Source organism: Klebsiella sp. GG_Kp173 (assembly GCF_040062415.1).
GTDB classification, from domain to species: Bacteria; Pseudomonadota; Gammaproteobacteria; order Enterobacterales; family Enterobacteriaceae; genus Klebsiella; species Klebsiella quasipneumoniae.
This window is the reverse complement of record NZ_JBEAFZ010000085.1, coordinates 89,452-104,774: the sequence shown is the minus strand read 5'-3', so window position 1 is coordinate 104,774 and position 15,323 is coordinate 89,452. Positions and strand designations below refer to the sequence as shown.

Annotated in this window: 19 protein-coding genes; 5 read left to right on the top strand and 14 right to left on the bottom strand. The window is 55.9% G+C overall.

Annotated features, from left to right (window positions below):
* From ABLU50_RS20765 to fkpA, 9 genes are all read right to left on the bottom strand, one after another.
* Positions 1–313, bottom strand: a 313-nt coding sequence (locus ABLU50_RS20765) for a GTP-binding protein (RefSeq protein WP_020686859.1), incomplete at its 3' end; no start/stop codon positions are given.
* A gap of 69 nt (positions 314–382) precedes the next feature.
* The gene (fusA, locus tag ABLU50_RS20760) at positions 383–2,497 is read right to left on the bottom strand and encodes an elongation factor G (protein ID WP_004202222.1); all 2,115 of its coding nucleotides are present in this window, start codon (positions 2,495–2,497) and stop codon (positions 383–385) included.
* Between the two features lie 96 nt (positions 2,498–2,593).
* The gene (rpsG, locus tag ABLU50_RS20755) at positions 2,594–3,064 is read right to left on the bottom strand and encodes a 30S ribosomal protein S7 (RefSeq protein WP_002920113.1); all 471 of its coding nucleotides are present in this window, start codon (positions 3,062–3,064) and stop codon (positions 2,594–2,596) included.
* A gap of 96 nt (positions 3,065–3,160) precedes the next feature.
* Positions 3,161–3,535 (bottom strand): 30S ribosomal protein S12, encoded by a 375-nt coding sequence (gene rpsL, locus ABLU50_RS20750; protein WP_002920115.1) that lies wholly within the window; start codon positions 3,533–3,535, stop codon positions 3,161–3,163.
* 124 nt (positions 3,536–3,659) lie between these two features.
* Positions 3,660–3,947, bottom strand: coding sequence for a sulfurtransferase complex subunit TusB (gene tusB / locus ABLU50_RS20745; protein ID WP_004202221.1), 288 nt, complete (start codon positions 3,945–3,947; stop codon positions 3,660–3,662).
* 7 nt (positions 3,948–3,954) lie between these two features.
* Entirely contained in the window at positions 3,955–4,314 is a 360-nt protein-coding gene (gene tusC / locus ABLU50_RS20740; RefSeq protein WP_004202220.1) for a sulfurtransferase complex subunit TusC, read from the bottom strand.
* Entirely contained in the window at positions 4,314–4,700 is a 387-nt protein-coding gene (gene tusD / locus ABLU50_RS20735) for a sulfurtransferase complex subunit TusD (RefSeq protein WP_004202218.1), read from the bottom strand. Before tusD ends, tusC begins: the two co-directional genes overlap by 1 nt.
* Positions 4,700–5,422 carry a transcriptional regulator gene (locus ABLU50_RS20730; protein WP_002920130.1) on the bottom strand — a complete coding sequence of 241 codons (723 nt, stop codon included), beginning with the start codon at positions 5,420–5,422 and terminating at the stop codon, positions 4,700–4,702. The genes tusD and ABLU50_RS20730 overlap by 1 nt, the downstream gene beginning before the upstream one ends.
* A gap of 168 nt (positions 5,423–5,590) precedes the next feature.
* Positions 5,591–6,421 (bottom strand): FKBP-type peptidyl-prolyl cis-trans isomerase, encoded by an 831-nt coding sequence (gene fkpA / locus ABLU50_RS20725; protein ID WP_004202215.1) that lies wholly within the window; start codon positions 6,419–6,421, stop codon positions 5,591–5,593.
* A gap of 222 nt (positions 6,422–6,643) precedes the next feature.
* Between fkpA and ABLU50_RS20720 the strand changes: the two genes are divergently transcribed.
* Positions 6,644–6,862 carry a protein SlyX gene (locus tag ABLU50_RS20720; protein ID WP_002920136.1) on the top strand — a complete coding sequence of 73 codons (219 nt, stop codon included), beginning with the start codon at positions 6,644–6,646 and terminating at the stop codon, positions 6,860–6,862.
* A 57-nt stretch (positions 6,863–6,919) separates the two neighbouring features.
* Here the strand turns inward: ABLU50_RS20720 and slyD are convergent, their stop codons facing one another.
* From slyD to kefG, 4 genes are all read right to left on the bottom strand, one after another.
* Positions 6,920–7,513, bottom strand: coding sequence for a peptidylprolyl isomerase (slyD, locus tag ABLU50_RS20715; protein ID WP_004202213.1), 594 nt, complete (start codon positions 7,511–7,513; stop codon positions 6,920–6,922).
* Between the two features lie 93 nt (positions 7,514–7,606).
* Positions 7,607–7,807, bottom strand: a complete 201-nt coding sequence (locus ABLU50_RS20710; protein ID WP_002920143.1) for a YheV family putative zinc ribbon protein — start codon at positions 7,805–7,807, stop codon at positions 7,607–7,609.
* Between the two features lie 11 nt (positions 7,808–7,818).
* A complete protein-coding gene (gene kefB / locus ABLU50_RS20705) occupies positions 7,819–9,624 on the bottom strand; it encodes a glutathione-regulated potassium-efflux system protein KefB (RefSeq protein ID WP_004202210.1) in 1,806 nt (601 codons plus the stop codon).
* Complete coding sequence (kefG, locus tag ABLU50_RS20700) at positions 9,611–10,174, bottom strand: glutathione-regulated potassium-efflux system ancillary protein KefG (protein WP_004202208.1); 564 nt, start codon at positions 10,172–10,174, stop codon at positions 9,611–9,613. Before kefG ends, kefB begins: the two co-directional genes overlap by 14 nt.
* Before the next feature lie 173 nt (positions 10,175–10,347).
* Between kefG and ABLU50_RS20695 the strand changes: the two genes are divergently transcribed.
* The 4 genes from ABLU50_RS20695 to ABLU50_RS20680 all read left to right on the top strand — a co-directional run bounded on the left by ABLU50_RS20695 (position 10,348) and on the right by ABLU50_RS20680 (position 14,598).
* Positions 10,348–12,252, top strand: a complete 1,905-nt coding sequence (locus ABLU50_RS20695) for an ABC transporter ATP-binding protein (RefSeq protein ID WP_087832508.1) — start codon at positions 10,348–10,350, stop codon at positions 12,250–12,252.
* Between the two features lie 226 nt (positions 12,253–12,478).
* The gene (locus tag ABLU50_RS20690) at positions 12,479–13,477 is read left to right on the top strand and encodes a hydrolase (RefSeq protein WP_072206932.1); all 999 of its coding nucleotides are present in this window, start codon (positions 12,479–12,481) and stop codon (positions 13,475–13,477) included.
* On the top strand, positions 13,474–13,692 hold the full coding sequence (locus ABLU50_RS20685) for a YheU family protein (protein ID WP_002920151.1): 219 nt from the start codon (positions 13,474–13,476) through the stop codon (positions 13,690–13,692). The genes ABLU50_RS20690 and ABLU50_RS20685 overlap by 4 nt, the downstream gene beginning before the upstream one ends.
* A 36-nt stretch (positions 13,693–13,728) precedes the next feature.
* Positions 13,729–14,598: a phosphoribulokinase gene (locus ABLU50_RS20680; protein ID WP_004202201.1), complete on the top strand. Its 870-nt coding sequence runs from the start codon at positions 13,729–13,731 to the stop codon at positions 14,596–14,598.
* A gap of 55 nt (positions 14,599–14,653) precedes the next feature.
* Here the strand turns inward: ABLU50_RS20680 and ABLU50_RS20675 are convergent, their stop codons facing one another.
* Complete coding sequence (locus ABLU50_RS20675; RefSeq protein ID WP_004202200.1) at positions 14,654–15,058, bottom strand: OsmC family protein; 405 nt, start codon at positions 15,056–15,058, stop codon at positions 14,654–14,656.
* Between the last annotated feature and the right edge of the window lie 265 nt (positions 15,059–15,323).

Here is a 15,323-nt window from a genome sequence, read left to right as displayed (position 1 = left end):
CCAGGATCGCGCCGTCCATCTGCGCAGCACCGGTGATCATGTTTTTAACATAGTCGGCGTGGCCCGGGCAGTCTACGTGCGCGTAGTGGCGAGTCGGGGTGTCATATTCAACGTGAGAGGTGTTGATGGTGATACCACGAGCTTTTTCTTCCGGCGCGTTATCGATCTGGTCGAATGCGCGAGCGGAACCACCGTAGGTTTTAGCCAGAACGGTAGTGATGGCAGCAGTCAGGGTAGTTTTACCATGGTCAACGTGGCCGATAGTACCAACGTTGACGTGCGGTTTTGTACGTTCAAATTTTTCTTTAGACACGGCTATATTCCTTACTATAGTGCTCTCCCCTTCGGAGAGAGCACGGGACTTAGGTTTTAATCCTGTGGATTATTTACCACGGGCTTCAATAACGGCCTGAGCAACGTTGTTCGGCGCATCATCATACTTCAGGAATTCCATGGTGTATGATGCACGACCTTTGGTCAGAGAACGCAGCTGAGTTGCATAACCGAACATTTCGGACAGCGGTACTTCAGCGTGGATCTTAACGCCGGTTACTTCGGATTCCTGACCGCGCAGCATACCGCGACGGCGGCTCAAGTCACCGATAACGTCACCAGTGTTCTCTTCCGGAGTTTCTACTTCAACCTTCATGATCGGCTCAAGCAGAACTGGTTTTGCTTTCTTAAAGCCTTCTTTAAAGGCAATAGACGCAGCCAGTTTAAACGCCAGCTCAGAGGAGTCAACGTCGTGGTAAGAACCGAAGTGCAGACGGATACCCATATCAACTACCGGGTAACCTGCCAGCGGACCAGCTTTCAGCTGTTCCTGGATGCCTTTATCAACGGCCGGGATGTATTCGCCAGGAATTACACCACCTTTGATGTCGTTGATGAACTCGTAACCTTTCGGGTTAGAGCCCGGCTCCAGCGGGTACATGTCGATCACAACGTGACCGTACTGACCACGACCACCAGACTGCTTGGCGTGTTTACCTTCGATATCGGTAACTTTCGCGCGAATCGCTTCACGGTAAGCAACCTGAGGTTTACCGACGTTCGCTTCAACGTTGAATTCACGCTTCATACGGTCAACGATGATGTCGAGGTGCAGCTCACCCATACCGGCGATAATGGTCTGGTTAGACTCTTCGTCAGTCCATACGCGGAAAGACGGGTCTTCTTTAGCCAGACGACCCAGAGCCAGACCCATTTTTTCCTGGTCAGCTTTGGTTTTCGGCTCAACGGCGATGGAGATTACCGGCTCAGGGAATTCCATACGCTCCAGAATGATCGGCGCATCCGGGTCACACAGGGTGTCACCAGTAGTTACGTCTTTCAGACCGATTGCAGCAGCGATGTCGCCCGCGCGAACTTCTTTGATCTCTTCACGTTTGTTAGCGTGCATCTGTACGATACGACCGAAACGCTCACGTGCAGCTTTCACGGAGTTCAGTACGGTATCACCAGAGTTAACCACACCGGAGTACACGCGGAAGAAGGTCAGGTTGCCCACGAACGGGTCGGTAGCGATTTTGAACGCCAGTGCAGAGAACGGCTCGTCGTCGCTTGCGTGACGCTCAGCCGGAGTATCTTTACCGTCGTCCAGGATGCCGTTGATCGCCGGAACGTCAACCGGGGATGGCAGGTAGTCAACTACCGCATCCAGCATCGCCTGAACACCTTTGTTCTTGAACGCAGAACCACAGGTTACCAGGATGATTTCGTTGTTCAGAACGCGCTGACGCAGAGCTTTTTTGATCTCTTCTTCAGTCAGTTCTTCACCACCCAGGTATTTTTCCATCAGCTCTTCAGAAGCTTCAGCTGCGGACTCGATCAGGTTCTGGTGCCATTCGTCAGCCAGGTCCTGCATGTCAGCCGGGATATCTTCGTATTCGAAGGTTACGCCCTGGTCTGCATCGTTCCAGTTGATGGCTTTCATTTTCACCAGGTCAACAACGCCGGTGAAACCTTCTTCAGCACCAATTGCCAGCTGCAGCGGAACCGGGTTCGCGCCCAGACGGGTTTTGATCTGACCAACAACTTTCAGGAAGTTAGCGCCCATACGGTCCATTTTGTTAACGAACGCGATGCGCGGAACTTTATATTTGTTTGCCTGACGCCATACGGTTTCAGACTGCGGCTGAACACCACCAACTGCGCAGTAAACCATTACCGCACCATCAAGAACACGCATGGAACGTTCAACTTCGATAGTGAAGTCAACGTGCCCCGGGGTGTCGATGATGTTTACACGGTGCGGTTCATACTGCTTAGCCATACCAGACCAGAATGCAGTAGTCGCAGCGGAAGTGATGGTGATACCACGTTCCTGCTCCTGCTCCATCCAGTCCATGGTAGCGGCGCCGTCATGAACTTCACCGATTTTGTGGTTTACACCGGTGTAGAACAGAATACGTTCGGTAGTAGTGGTTTTACCGGCGTCGATGTGCGCACTGATACCGATGTTACGGTAGCGTGCGATGGGTGTTGTACGAGCCATTTGATTCCTCGTTTATTTCTTTAGGCGTTCAGTTAAGTTATCCAGAGCGGGCGACTCATCTGAAGCGCCCGCCTGGTGACTATGACTCCGAAGGGATTACCAACGGTAGTGAGCGAACGCCTTGTTGGCTTCGGCCATACGGTGAACGTCTTCACGTTTCTTAACTGCAGTACCTTTGTTGTCTGCAGCATCAGTGAGTTCGTTCGCCAGGCGCAGAGCCATGGATTTATCACCGCGTTTACGAGCAGCTTCAACGATCCAACGCATTGCCAGGGCATTACGACGGACCGGACGAACTTCAACTGGAACCTGATAAGTAGAACCACCTACGCGGCGGGACTTAACTTCGACAGTCGGGCGCACGTTTTCGAGCGCAACTTCGAAGGCTTCCAGTTCAGATTTACCAGAACGCTGAGCCAGGGTCTCCAGCGCGCTGTATACGATAGTTTCTGCAGTAGATTTTTTACCATCTACCATCAGGATATTGACAAATTTAGCCAGCAGTTCTGATCCGAACTTCGGATCCGGCAGAATTTTACGCTGACCAATGACGCGACGACGTGGCATGGAAATACTCCGTTGTTAATTCAGGATTGTCCAAAACTCTAAGAGTTTAGTATGACATTAAGATAAATCAGTTTGGCCTTACTTAACGGAGAACCATTAAGCCTTAGGACGCTTCACGCCGTACTTGGAGCGAGCCTGCTTACGGTCTTTAACGCCGGAGCAGTCAAGCGCACCACGAACGGTGTGGTAACGAACACCCGGAAGGTCTTTAACACGACCGCCACGGATCAGGATCACGGAGTGCTCCTGCAGGTTGTGACCTTCACCACCGATGTAGGAGGTGACTTCGAAACCGTTAGTCAGACGCACACGGCAAACTTTACGCAGTGCGGAGTTCGGTTTCTTAGGAGTGGTGGTATATACGCGAGTACATACGCCACGTTTCTGCGGGCAGGCTTCCAGCGCTGGCACGTTGCTCTTTGCAACTTTGCGCGCGCGTGGTTTGCGTACCAGCTGGTTAATTGTTGCCATTAAATAGCTCCTGGTTTTAGCTTTTGCTTCGTAAACACGTAATAAATCGCCTCATATATTATGAGGACGCAGAATTTTAGGGCGGTGCCGAAAAGGTGTCAAGAAATATACAACGATCCCGCCATCACCAGGCCAACTGACCGGCATGTTTGACTGTGAGTCTGACGAAATCAGTATAGCTAACCCTGCCGACACTGTCCGCAATTTGACCAGTTAGCCCGCGGGCGTCAACGTCGTCTTGCAGCACGTAAAGGGTTATGGGGGCGGATTGCAGGATCTCAAGGAAGCGGCCGCCGGCGATAGCCGCCGCGACGCCATCAGACAGCAGTAACAGATCGTCACCCTGCTCCATCAAGCGAAGCATTGCTGCGATATCGGCATGCCAGGGAGAAACACTGAGCGTATGGAGCATGGGGGCCTCAGAAACGCAAAATCACATCAAATTCATGCAGACGGGCGCGCAGGGCATCCGGCGCCAGGCATTCGGCATCCACCACCCACGGGGTCGCGGGATCCAGGCCGCGCTCTCGCGCCGACTCGGCGCACAGCCAGCACTGGTCTATATCGTATAGCGACAGCAGTTTAAAGGTGGCGATGTAGTCGCGGGCCAGCACAGCACCAGGCCGCTGGGCGGGCAACAGCTGAAACACGCCGTCGCCCACGAAAAACACGCCAATCTCGTCGGTGAGGGCGGAGGTGGCTAATAAGGCATCGAGGCCTTCCCTGCCGGCGGCGCTGCCGTGCGGTGCGGAAGAAAAAACGAAAGCCACACGTTTCATCAGAACTGTACCATCCGATCGCAAGTGAGCGCCGCTTCCGCCAGCGCGCCAAGTCCGCTTAACGTAAAACCCGGCTGCAGATTATGGCCAGGCAGAGCGAGCTGTTGCGCTTCGCGTTCGTCCGTTACGCCACGACGCAGGGCGGCCGCCACGCAGATATGCAGCGCGACGCCGTGCTCATTGTGGAGGGATTGCCACCCGCGCACCAGATCGAACTCATCGCTGGCGGGCGCCGTCAACTGGTTAGCGTTAAGCACACCTTCGCGATAGAAAAAAACGCACGCCAGCTCATGGCCTTCCTGCAGCACGGCCTGAGCAAATTGCCAGGCGCTGCTCGCCTGCTGCGTGCCATAGGCAGGTCCGGTCACCGTGAGGGCAAAACGCATTACTTATCCAGCCCCTGGAAATCACCGCTTTTGAACTGGCGAATATAGAGGTAGACGGTGTGCTTGGAGATATTCAGACGATCGGCCACCTGGTTAATGGCGTCTTTAATATCGAAGATCCCTTTCTCGTAGAGATTCAGCACGATTTGACGGTTTTTAGCATTGTTCGACACGCTGCGATCGGCATTCACCTCTTCGATGGTGAATTCCAGAGTCTGGGCGACCAGATCGTCAACCGAGGAAGCAAAGTTCACCGGCGAGTTAACCTCAGGCGTTTCTGGTGGAATAAAGGTGCTCATGATCTGCGAAAACGGCACATCCAGATTCATGTTGATGCACAACAGACCAATCACCCGGTGATCGCGGTTGCGGATGGCAATCGTCACTGACTTCATCAGGACGCCGCTTTTGGCGCGGGTAAAGTAGCATTTGGAAACGCTGCTATCGGCGCCCGTCATATCGTGCAGCATGCGCAGCGCAAGATCGGTAATCGGTGAACCGATTTGGCGGCCGGTATGTTCACCATTGGCGATACGGATGGCAGAGCATTTCAGATCCTGCAAAGAATGCAGCACGATTTCACAGTGCGAACCGATGAGCATCGCCAACCCGTCCACCACCGCTTCATAAGATTTAAGAATATCGAAATCGGTCTGGTCAAAGGGACGTTGATCCAGCAGGTCAAGCTCGCTGGTTTCGTTGGTTAAAAGCGACCTGGACATGAAAAAAAGCACTCCTTTTCAGGAGCCTGTCGTTATTGTCAGGGCAGGCTCATCATCATTATTAAGCTATCTAAAGTAATACAGCGCCTGAGGATCTTTCCAGTTTTAATTATATCTGCGCGCAATAAAAAAGCCGCCGCCTCTGACGAGACGGCGGCCTGAACCCGATTACTTCTTAGCGTCAGCTTTCGCGTCTGCGGCTTTCGCATCGCCAGCGGCTTCCGGCTGAGCATCTGCTTTCGGCGCCGGTTTGATATCCAGCAGCTCTACATCAAAGACCAGCGTGGAGTTGGCCGGGATCCCCGGGACGCCGGTTTTGCCGTAGGCCAGATCTGGCGGAATGACCAGCTTGATTTTGCCGCCTTTCTTGATGTTCTTCAGGCCTTCAGTCCAGCCCGGGATCACCCCGTCGAGACGGAAAGAGAGCGGCTCGCCGCGGGTATAAGAGTTATCAAACTCTTTGCCGTCGATCAGCGTACCTTTGTAGTTAACCACCACGGTGTCGCTGTCTTTCGGCGCATCGCCAGTGCCTTCTTTCTCGACTTTATACAGCAGGCCAGTCTTAGACGTTTTCACGCCCTTCTCTTTGGCAAAGCTGTCACGGAAAGCTTTACCTTTGGTTTCGTTCTCAGTAGCGTCTTTTTCCATTTTCTGCTGAGCTGCGGTCTTCACGCGTGTTTCAAAGGCCTGCAGAGTCTGTTCGATCTCCTGGTCGGACAGTTTGCTCTTATCGGCAAACGCGTCCTGTACGCCGGCGATCAGCTGGGCTTTATCCAGCTTAATGCCCAGTTTTTCTTGTTCTTTCAGGGAGTTTTCCATGTAACGCCCCAGGGACGCGCCCAGCGCATAGGCTGATTTCTGATCGTCATTTTTAAATGCCGATTTACTCTCAGCCGCCGGGGCTGCTTTCGCCGCGGTATCTGCAGCAAAGGTCAGCGGTGCATTCAGGGCGACGGCCATTGTGGTCGCCAGCAGCGTTACTTTAAACAGTGATTTCATCCATTTCTCCAGGGCCGGGGCCTCTCACCCCAGGGTTATCGTAAAAAGCAAAAAACGTACTATAGAACGTCGCCGTTAAAATCTACATACGGACGTTCCTGAATATCGCCTCTTTTAGGACTATTTTTGTATGAATAAGTTTCCTGTAGGACGCAGCGATGCTGCGCGCCGGGGGAAACTTAAGTAGAATCCGCCTGCAGGATCAGACTAAAGAGGTTACCCATGCACGATAGCACATTAGAAACGCGCCTTGCGGAGCTGGAAAGCCGGCTGGCGTTTCAGGAAATCACCATCGAAGACCTCAACAAAACCGTGACCGCCCACGAGATCGAGATGGCGAAGATGCGGGAGCATATGCGTCTGATGATCGAGAAGCTGAAGGCGACCCAACCCTCCCATATCGCCTCCCAGGCCGAAGAGACGCCTCCGCCGCACTATTGAGGCGTAAAAAAAGCGGGTTTCCCCGCTTTTTGTCGTCTTCGTGCCGAGGCGCAAAGATTAGTGGCAGCCGCAGCCACCGTGGCCGCCGCAGCCGCCTTTACCATGGTCGTGGCCATGATCGTGGTCGTGACCGTGACCGCCGCAGCAGCCATCGTGACCATGATCGTGGTCGTGATCGTGACCATGCGCGCCGTGCACGTGACCGTGCTCCAGCTCTTCAGCGGTCGCTTCGCGGATGGCGACAACTTCCACATTGAATTTCAGGTTCTGGCCTGCCAGCATGTGGTTGCCATCAACCACAACGTGGTCGTCTTCAACTTCAGTGATTTCTACTGGTACCGGACCCTGATCGGTTTCCGCCAGGAAGCGCATGCCAACCTGCAGTTCATCAACGCCCATGAAGACGTCTTTCGGTACACGCTGCACCAGGTTTTCGTCATACTGACCGTAAGCGTCGTTAGCGCCGACGGCTACGTCAAATTTGTCGCCCACTTCGTGGCCATCCAGCGCGTTTTCCAGGCCGGAAATCAGGGAGCCGTGACCGTGCAGGTAATCCAGCGGCGCGCTTACCGGAGACTCATCAACCAACACACCGTCTTCTGTACGTACCTGATAGGCCAGGCTGACCACCAGGTCTTTTGCTACTTTCATGATATCTCCTGAGATGGGAAGAATAGTGGCGCAGATTGTAGCGGAATTCTGCTGCCGTGTACCCTTTAGCTTAAAAAAAGCCGACGGATAACGCTAGTCGGGATGAAAAATGCCAATCACCTGCTCCTCTTTGCGTACATGCTCACGGGCCTCTTTATCCGCCTCACGCATCTGATGACCGCACTTAACGCACTCAACAACATCGACATTATTCTCACGCCACATCGCCAGTGAATCCTGCGCCTGGCACGCCGGACATTTCGCCCCGGCAATAAAACGTTTACGCACTGCCATATGATTTACCTTTATTCAAACTCGTCCCAGCCGTCCAGCTGCCGGCTCTCTTTCTGCATTTCGCGCTGAAAAATCTCTTCCAGTTCGCGCCGGGCTTCCCGCACGCGTGATATCTGTACCGTATCAGTATGCACCGGCATTAACTCACGCAGCATTCGCATATCGAGGCGTCGGAAGTGCAGCTGCGCGCGCTGGGCCTGGTGAGGATGCATCCCCAGGGTAATGAGGGCTTTACGCCCCAGCTCAAGCGCACTGGAGAAAGTCTCACGAGAAAACTGCGTCACGCCGGCCTGCAGCAGCTCATGCGCCTCGACGCGCCCGCGAGCGCGGGCCAGGATGTGCAGATGTGGAAAGTGTTGTTGACACATCTCCACCAGCCGCATGGTGTCTTCCGGCTCATTACAGGTAATGACGATCGACTGCGCCTCCTCCGCCCCTGCCGAGCGCAGCAGCTCCAGCTGGGTAGCGTCGCCAAAATAGACTTTATAGCCATAGTTGCGCATCAGATTTACCGCGCTGATGTCTCGCTCCAGCACCGTAATACGCATCTTATTAGCCATCAGCAAGCGACCGATGACTTGGCCGAAACGGCCAAAGCCAACAATAATCACCTGCGGTTTATCATCCTCTACCCACGGCGCCTCATCGGTATCCTCCGCTGGATTCAGGCGTCGCGACAGTATCTTATCGATCCCTTTCATCAGCAGCGGCGTGGTCATCATCGACAAGGTGACGGCCACCAGCAGCAGCGCCATCTGGTCGTGCTGGAACAACCGCTGCGAGGCGGGCAGCGAAAAGAGGACAAACGCGAACTCGCCGCCCTGGCTTAATACGCCCGCAAACTGCATACGTTCGGAACTCCGCAGGCCATAGAGACGGGCCAGCAGATAAAGCACCAGCATTTTTACCGCCACCAGCACCGCCACGCTCACCGCCACCCACAGCAGATGGGTGTACAGCACGCCAAGGTTCAGCGCCATACCGACGGAGATAAAGAACAACCCAAGCAGCAGCCCCTTGAACGGATCGATGGCGATCTCCAGTTCATGGCGATACTCGCTTTCCGCCAGCAGCACGCCGGCGATAAAGGTACCCAGCGCCATCGACAGCCCCAGCGCCTCCATAAACAGGGCGGATCCGAGGACCAGCAGCAGCGTGGCGGCAGTGAACACTTCCCTGACCCCGGAGCTGGCGATAAAGCGGAACACCGGCCGCAGCAGATAGCGTCCGCCAATCAGCATCCCGGCAAACGCCAGGACCTTCATGCCGACCGTCAGCCAGTTCACATGCTCATCCGCGGAACCAGCCAGCAGAGGCACCAGCGCCAGCGCCGGGATCACCGCCAGATCCTGAAACAGCAGGACCGAAAAGCCTAACTGCCCTGATTCGCTGCGGCTCATTCCCTTCTCGCGCATCAGCTGCAGTGCCATCGCGGTAGAGGACATCGCCAGGCCAATCCCGCCGACCACCGCCGCCTGCCATGAAAACCCTGTCGTCATCAACAGACCGCCGAGGATCGCCGCGCTGAGCATCACTTGCGCCGCGCCAACGCCGAAGATGGAGCTTCGCAGCCGCCATAGCTTAGCGGGATTGAGCTCCAGGCCGATGATAAACATCAGAAACACCACGCCGAGTTCAGAGAAATGGAGAATTTCATCCACATCGCTGATAAACCCGAGCCCCCAAGGGCCAATGGCGATCCCAGCCAGCAGATAGCCCAGCACCGCGCCAATCCCCAGTCTTGAAGCCAGAGGGACAGCGATGACGGCCGCGAACAAAAACAGCACCCCCGCCAGCAGCAGATCAAATCCCGCCATGGACACCTCCGGCGGCTAGGGGGTTGGCCAGCCAGTCCCGATAGGCCAGGGCGCGGCTGCGCAGCTCCTCTGGCTGCTGCCGCCGGGCCCAGTAGACGATGATGGGGCTCATCCAGTGCATACGGCACATACCGGCGGTCAGTTCAAAAGGACGCAGAATATCGTTCATCGGATAGCGATTTGCATCGCGACGGTAAGCGCTCTCTGGTTCGCCGGTGGTGATCACGCTGCGCCAGTACTTTCCCGCCAGTTCGTTCCCTCCGGCGCCGCTGGCGAAGCCGCGGCTTAAGACACGATCCAGCCACTCCTTGAGCAGCGCAGGACAGCTCCAGGTATATAAAGGATGCTGGAAAACAATCACCTCATGCTGGCGCAGCAGGTCCTGTTCGTGAGCAATATCGATAAAAAAATCCGGATAGTGCGCGTAGAGATCGTGCACGGTGACGTTCGGCAACTGTAAGGCGGGTTGTAATAAAACCCGGTTGGCCACGGAATCCTGAGATTCTGGGTGGGCATACAGCAGCAACACTTTCGCTGTCTGAGACATCATTCCCCTCCCGTAGGTCTTCTGGCGGCCTGCACAACCCCGGCTTTTTGACACAGCCAGAATGACTTTGTGTATCGTCTTCGTTTTGGGCTACCATGGCGGCCCGGTGAAGCGATTCGCTTCCAAACTACATTATCATAATGACAAATTAACATAGTCTGAACATACGGCGCCTTATGATTGTTTTCTCCTCGTTACAAATTCGTCGCGGCGTACGCGTCCTGCTGGACAACGCCACCGCTACCATCAACCCTGGCCAGAAGATCGGTCTGGTGGGGAAAAACGGCTGCGGGAAATCGACGCTGCTATCGCTTTTGAAAAACGAGATAAGCGCTGACGGCGGCAGTATGACCTTTCCCGGCAACTGGCAGCTGGCCTGGGTGAATCAGGAAACCCCGGCCCTGCCGCAGCCGGCAATCGATTATGTCATTGACGGCGATCGTGAATATCGCCAGCTGGAAGCCGCGCTCCAGCAGGCTAACGAGCGCAACGACGGCCATGCCATCGCCACCGTCCACGGCAAGCTGGACGCCATCGACGCCTGGACCATCCGCTCCCGCGCCGCCAGCCTGCTGCACGGCCTGGGTTTCAGCAATGAACAGCTTGAGCGGCCAGTCAGCGATTTTTCCGGCGGCTGGCGTATGCGCCTTAATCTCGCGCAGGCGCTGATCTGCCGCTCCGATCTGCTGCTGCTCGATGAACCGACTAACCACCTCGACCTTGATGCGGTGATCTGGCTGGAGAAGTGGCTGAAGGGCTACACGGGGACGCTGATCCTGATCTCCCACGATCGCGATTTCCTCGATCCTATCGTCGACAAAATTATCCACATCGAACAGCAGACGATGTTTGAGTACACCGGCAACTACAGTTCGTTTGAAGTGCAGCGCGCCACCCGGCTCGCTCAGCAGCAGGCGATGTACGAAAGCCAGCAGCAGCGTGTCGCGCATCTGCAAAGCTATATCGATCGCTTCCGCGCCAAAGCCACCAAAGCCAAGCAGGCGCAGAGCCGTATTAAAATGCTGGAGCGGATGGAGCTCATCGCCCCGGCGCACGTGGATAACCCGTTCCACTTCAGCTTCCGCCAGCCGGAGAGCCTGCCTAACCCGCTGCTGAAGATGGAGAAAGTCAGCGCCGGCTATGGCGAGCGTATTATCCTCGACTCCATCAAGCTCAATCTGGTGCCGGGGTCGCGTATCGGTCTGCTGGGCCGCAACGGCGCCGGGAAATCGACGCTGATTAAGCTCCTGGCTGGCGAACTCCAGCCCGTAAGCGGGGAGATCGGCCTCGCCAAAGGCATCAAGCTCGGCTACTTCGCCCAGCATCAGCTGGAGTTTCTGCGCGCCGATGAGTCGCCGCTGCAGCATCTGGCGCGCCTGGCGCCGCAGGAGCTGGAGCAGAAGCTGCGCGATTATCTGGGCGGCTTTGGTTTCCAGGGCGATAAGGTCAGCGAAGAGACCCGCCGCTTCTCCGGTGGAGAAAAGGCGCGTCTGGTGCTGGCCCTGATCGTCTGGCAGCGCCCTAACCTGCTGCTGCTCGACGAACCGACCAACCATCTCGACCTCGATATGCGTCAGGCTTTAACCGAAGCGCTGATCGACTTTGAAGGGGCGCTGGTGGTCGTATCGCACGATCGCCACCTGATCCGCTCCACCACCGACGATCTGTACCTTGTCCACGATGGCAAAGTCGAACCGTTCGACGGCGATCTGGAAGATTATCAGCAGTGGCTCAGCGACTCGCAAAAACAGGAGTCCCAGAGCGGCGACGCGCCAAAAGAGAGCGGCAACAGCGCGCAAGCGCGCAAAGACCAGAAGCGTCGGGAAGCGGAGCTACGCAGCCAGACCCAACCGCTGCGCAAAGAGATCGCCCGTCTGGAAAAAGAGATGGATAAGCTCAACGCGCAGCTGGCCAGTGCAGAAGAGAAACTTGGCGACAGCGAACTCTACGACGCCTCGCGTAAAGCAGAACTGACTGAATGCCTGCAGCAGCAGGCCAGCGCGAAATCCGGGCTGGAGGAGTGCGAAATGGCCTGGCTGGAGGCACAGGAGCAGCTGGAGCGCATGCTTCAGGAAGGCTAATCGCCGCGTCATCATTCTGCCTGCGCCTACTACGGCGCGGGCAGAGTGTATTTCTGCCCGCCCTCGCGGTCTGGCCATCAGTGACATCAATGGTTTGTTGTGGTGTAACCTGGCGTCACTGGCCACAAGACCACATATTGGCTAACTCCTGCGCGCCCTGCGCGGTATAGTCATCATCACGTTTATTAATTATTCTGGTGCTATGGTTGAAATCATCCCCACAGACATGACGCCCCCCGAAAACGATTCGCGTGAGTTCCATCCCATGCGCGGCGCGGGCAATCGTCATCTGCAAACCATGCTGCCGCGGCTGATCCGCCGTAAATTGCGCTTTACCCCGCACTGGCAGCGCCTTGAGCTGCCAGACGGCGATTTTGTCGATCTCGCCTGGAGCGAAGACCCGCACCAGGCGTGCCACAAGCCGCGCCTCGTCGTCTTTCATGGTCTGGAAGGGAGTCTGCACAGCCCGTATGCCCATGGACTGATCCACGCGGCGATGCAGCGCGGCTGGCTTGGCGTAGTCATGCATTTTCGCGGCTGCAGCGGCGAACCTAACCGCAATCACCGCATCTATCACTCCGGCGAAACGGAAGATGGCACCTGGTTTCTGCACTGGCTGCAGCGCGAGTTTGGCCCCGCGCCGACCGCCGCCGTCGGCTATTCGCTGGGCGGCAATATGCTGGGCTGCCTGCTGGCAGAAGAAGGCGACCGCTGCCCGCTGGATGCGGCGGTGATCGTCTCCGCGCCTTTCATGCTGGAAGCCTGCAGCTATCATATGGATAAGGGCTTCTCGCGGGTTTATCAGCGCTACCTGCTCAATCTGTTAAAAGCCAACGCCTCACGCAAGCTGAAAGCGTATCCTGGCTCGCTGCCCGTCGATTTACGTCAGCTCAAAGGGATGCGCCGCATCCGGGAATTTGACGATATGATCACCGCCAAAATCCATGGCTTTGCCGATGCGCTGGATTACTACCGGCAATGCAGCGCCATGCCGCGGCTCAGCGATATTACTAAGCCGACGCTCATCATTCACGCGAAAGACGATCCGTTTATGGACCACCACTCCATTCCCCCGCAGGAACAACTGCCGGCGAACGTCGAGTATCAATTGACTGAACAAGGCGGCCACGTTGGCTTCGTCGGCGGCACCCTGCGTAAACCGGAGATGTGGCTGGAAAGACGCATTCCCGACTGGTTAAACCGCTGGCTGGAGGTTCCCGTATGATTATTCCCTGGCAGGATCTGGATCCCGAAACGCTGGATAACCTGATTGAAAGCTTTGTGTTACGTGAAGGCACCGATTATGGTGAACATGAACGTTCACTTGCCGATAAAGTCGCCGATGTAAAACAGCAGCTGAAACGCGGAGAGGCGGTCCTCGTGTGGTCGGAACTGCATGAGACGGTCAATATTATGCCGCGCGCCCTGTTTAACGGCTGAGGCGACGCCACTACATCGTTTAACCAGGGAGTTGTTATGTCTGCCAAACATCCGGTGATCGCCGTCACAGGCTCCAGCGGCGCGGGCACTACCACCACCAGCCTCGCCTTTCGCAAAATCTTCGCGCAGCTAAATCTGCACGCTGCGGAGGTGGAAGGCGACAGCTTTCATCGCTACACCCGCCCGGAAATGGACATGGCGATCCGCAAAGCACGGGATCAGGGCAAACATATCAGCTACTTTGGCCCGGAGGCGAACGACTTCGGTCTGCTGGAACAGACCTTTGTCGACTATGGCCGCCATGGCAAAGGTCAGTCGCGTAAATACCTCCACACCTATGACGAAGCCGTGCCGTGGAATCAGGTGCCGGGAACCTTCACCCCGTGGCAGCCGCTGCCGGAGCCGACGGACGTGCTGTTCTATGAGGGGCTGCACGGCGGGGTTGTCACCCCGCAGCATGATGTCGCCAGCCATGTCGACCTGCTGGTCGGGGTCGTGCCTATCGTTAATCTCGAGTGGATCCAGAAACTCATTCGCGACACCAGCGAGCGCGGCCACTCCCGGGAGGCGGTGATGGACTCCGTCGTCCGATCGATGGAAGATTACATCAACTTCATCACCCCGCAGTTTTCCCGCACCCACATCAACTTTCAGCGCGTGCCGACGGTGGACACCTCCAACCCGTTTGCCGCGAAAGCGATCCCCTCTCTGGACGAGAGCTTTGTGGTGATCCATTTCCGCAATCTGCAGAACATCGACTTCCCCTGGCTGCTGGCGATGCTACAGGGCTCGTTTATCTCGCACATGAACACCCTGGTGGTGCCGGGCGGTAAAATGGGGCTGGCGATGGAGCTTATTATGGCGCCGCTGGTCGAACGCCTGATGGAAGGCCGCAAGATCGGCTAACAGAAGAAACCCCGGCCAGGCCGGGGTTAAGAAAATTCACAACAGCAGGCGAAGACTACGCCTCGATCACTTCATAGGAGTGGGTGATCTTCACCGCTTTTTCCAGCATCAGCGCCACCGAGCAGTATTTCTCTGCCGACAGATCCACCGCACGGGAGACCGCGGCATCTTTCAGCGCCTTACCGGTGACGATAAAGTGCAGATTAATATGCGTGAACAGGCGCGGCGCCTCTTCCCGACGTTCAGAGGTCAGCTTCACTTCGCAGTTAGTCACCTCATGGCGACCTTTTTGCAAAATGGAGACCACATCGATCGCACTGCAACCGCCCGCCGCCATCAGCACCATCTCCATCGGGCTGGGCGCCTTATCCCCGGAGTTGCCATCCATCAGAATCTGGTGTCCTGACGCGGACTCCCCGATAAAGGTTAACCCTTCAACCCATTTCACACGCGCTTGCATAAAATTTAACTCCAGTATCGCAATATTCTTGTCAGATTACGCGCACATAACAATTCTCGCAACGGAAGGCGACCTGCGTCATGCTGAAGCGAGACACCAGGAGACATGCGGCGAAAGCTATGCTAAAACAGTCTGGATGCTACAGTAATACATTGATGTACTGCATGTATGCAGAGGAGTTCACATTACGGGCTGTCGAAAAATCATCAGCCAGCTTCCCAGGTATAGGGAAACAATACGATTGCATGCCCGGACGCCGTGTAGT

Bases quoted from the DNA above. Each gene is read 5' to 3' on its own strand.
- fusA (WP_004202222.1), bottom strand. From the start codon at position 2,497: ATGGCTCGTACAACACCCATCGCACGCTACCGTAACATCGGTATCAGT.
- rpsG (WP_002920113.1), bottom strand. From the start codon at position 3,064: ATGCCACGTCGTCGCGTCATTGGTCAGCGTAAAATTCTGCCGGATCCG.
- rpsL (WP_002920115.1), bottom strand. From the start codon at position 3,535: ATGGCAACAATTAACCAGCTGGTACGCAAACCACGCGCGCGCAAAGTT.
- tusB (WP_004202221.1), bottom strand. From the start codon at position 3,947: ATGCTCCATACGCTCAGTGTTTCTCCCTGGCATGCCGATATCGCAGCA.
- tusC (WP_004202220.1), bottom strand. From the start codon at position 4,314: ATGAAACGTGTGGCTTTCGTTTTTTCTTCCGCACCGCACGGCAGCGCC.
- tusD (WP_004202218.1), bottom strand. From the start codon at position 4,700: ATGCGTTTTGCCCTCACGGTGACCGGACCTGCCTATGGCACGCAGCAG.
- ABLU50_RS20730 (WP_002920130.1), bottom strand. From the start codon at position 5,422: ATGTCCAGGTCGCTTTTAACCAACGAAACCAGCGAGCTTGACCTGCTG.
- fkpA (WP_004202215.1), bottom strand. From the start codon at position 6,421: ATGAAATCACTGTTTAAAGTAACGCTGCTGGCGACCACAATGGCCGTC.
- ABLU50_RS20720 (WP_002920136.1), top strand. From the start codon at position 6,644: ATGCACGATAGCACATTAGAAACGCGCCTTGCGGAGCTGGAAAGCCGG.
- slyD (WP_004202213.1), bottom strand. From the start codon at position 7,513: ATGAAAGTAGCAAAAGACCTGGTGGTCAGCCTGGCCTATCAGGTACGT.
- ABLU50_RS20710 (WP_002920143.1), bottom strand. From the start codon at position 7,807: ATGGCAGTGCGTAAACGTTTTATTGCCGGGGCGAAATGTCCGGCGTGC.
- kefB (WP_004202210.1), bottom strand. From the start codon at position 9,624: ATGGCGGGATTTGATCTGCTGCTGGCGGGGGTGCTGTTTTTGTTCGCG.
- kefG (WP_004202208.1), bottom strand. From the start codon at position 10,174: ATGATGTCTCAGACAGCGAAAGTGTTGCTGCTGTATGCCCACCCAGAA.
- ABLU50_RS20695 (WP_087832508.1), top strand. From the start codon at position 10,348: ATGATTGTTTTCTCCTCGTTACAAATTCGTCGCGGCGTACGCGTCCTG.
- ABLU50_RS20690 (WP_072206932.1), top strand. From the start codon at position 12,479: ATGACGCCCCCCGAAAACGATTCGCGTGAGTTCCATCCCATGCGCGGC.
- ABLU50_RS20685 (WP_002920151.1), top strand. From the start codon at position 13,474: ATGATTATTCCCTGGCAGGATCTGGATCCCGAAACGCTGGATAACCTG.
- ABLU50_RS20680 (WP_004202201.1), top strand. From the start codon at position 13,729: ATGTCTGCCAAACATCCGGTGATCGCCGTCACAGGCTCCAGCGGCGCG.
- ABLU50_RS20675 (WP_004202200.1), bottom strand. From the start codon at position 15,058: ATGCAAGCGCGTGTGAAATGGGTTGAAGGGTTAACCTTTATCGGGGAG.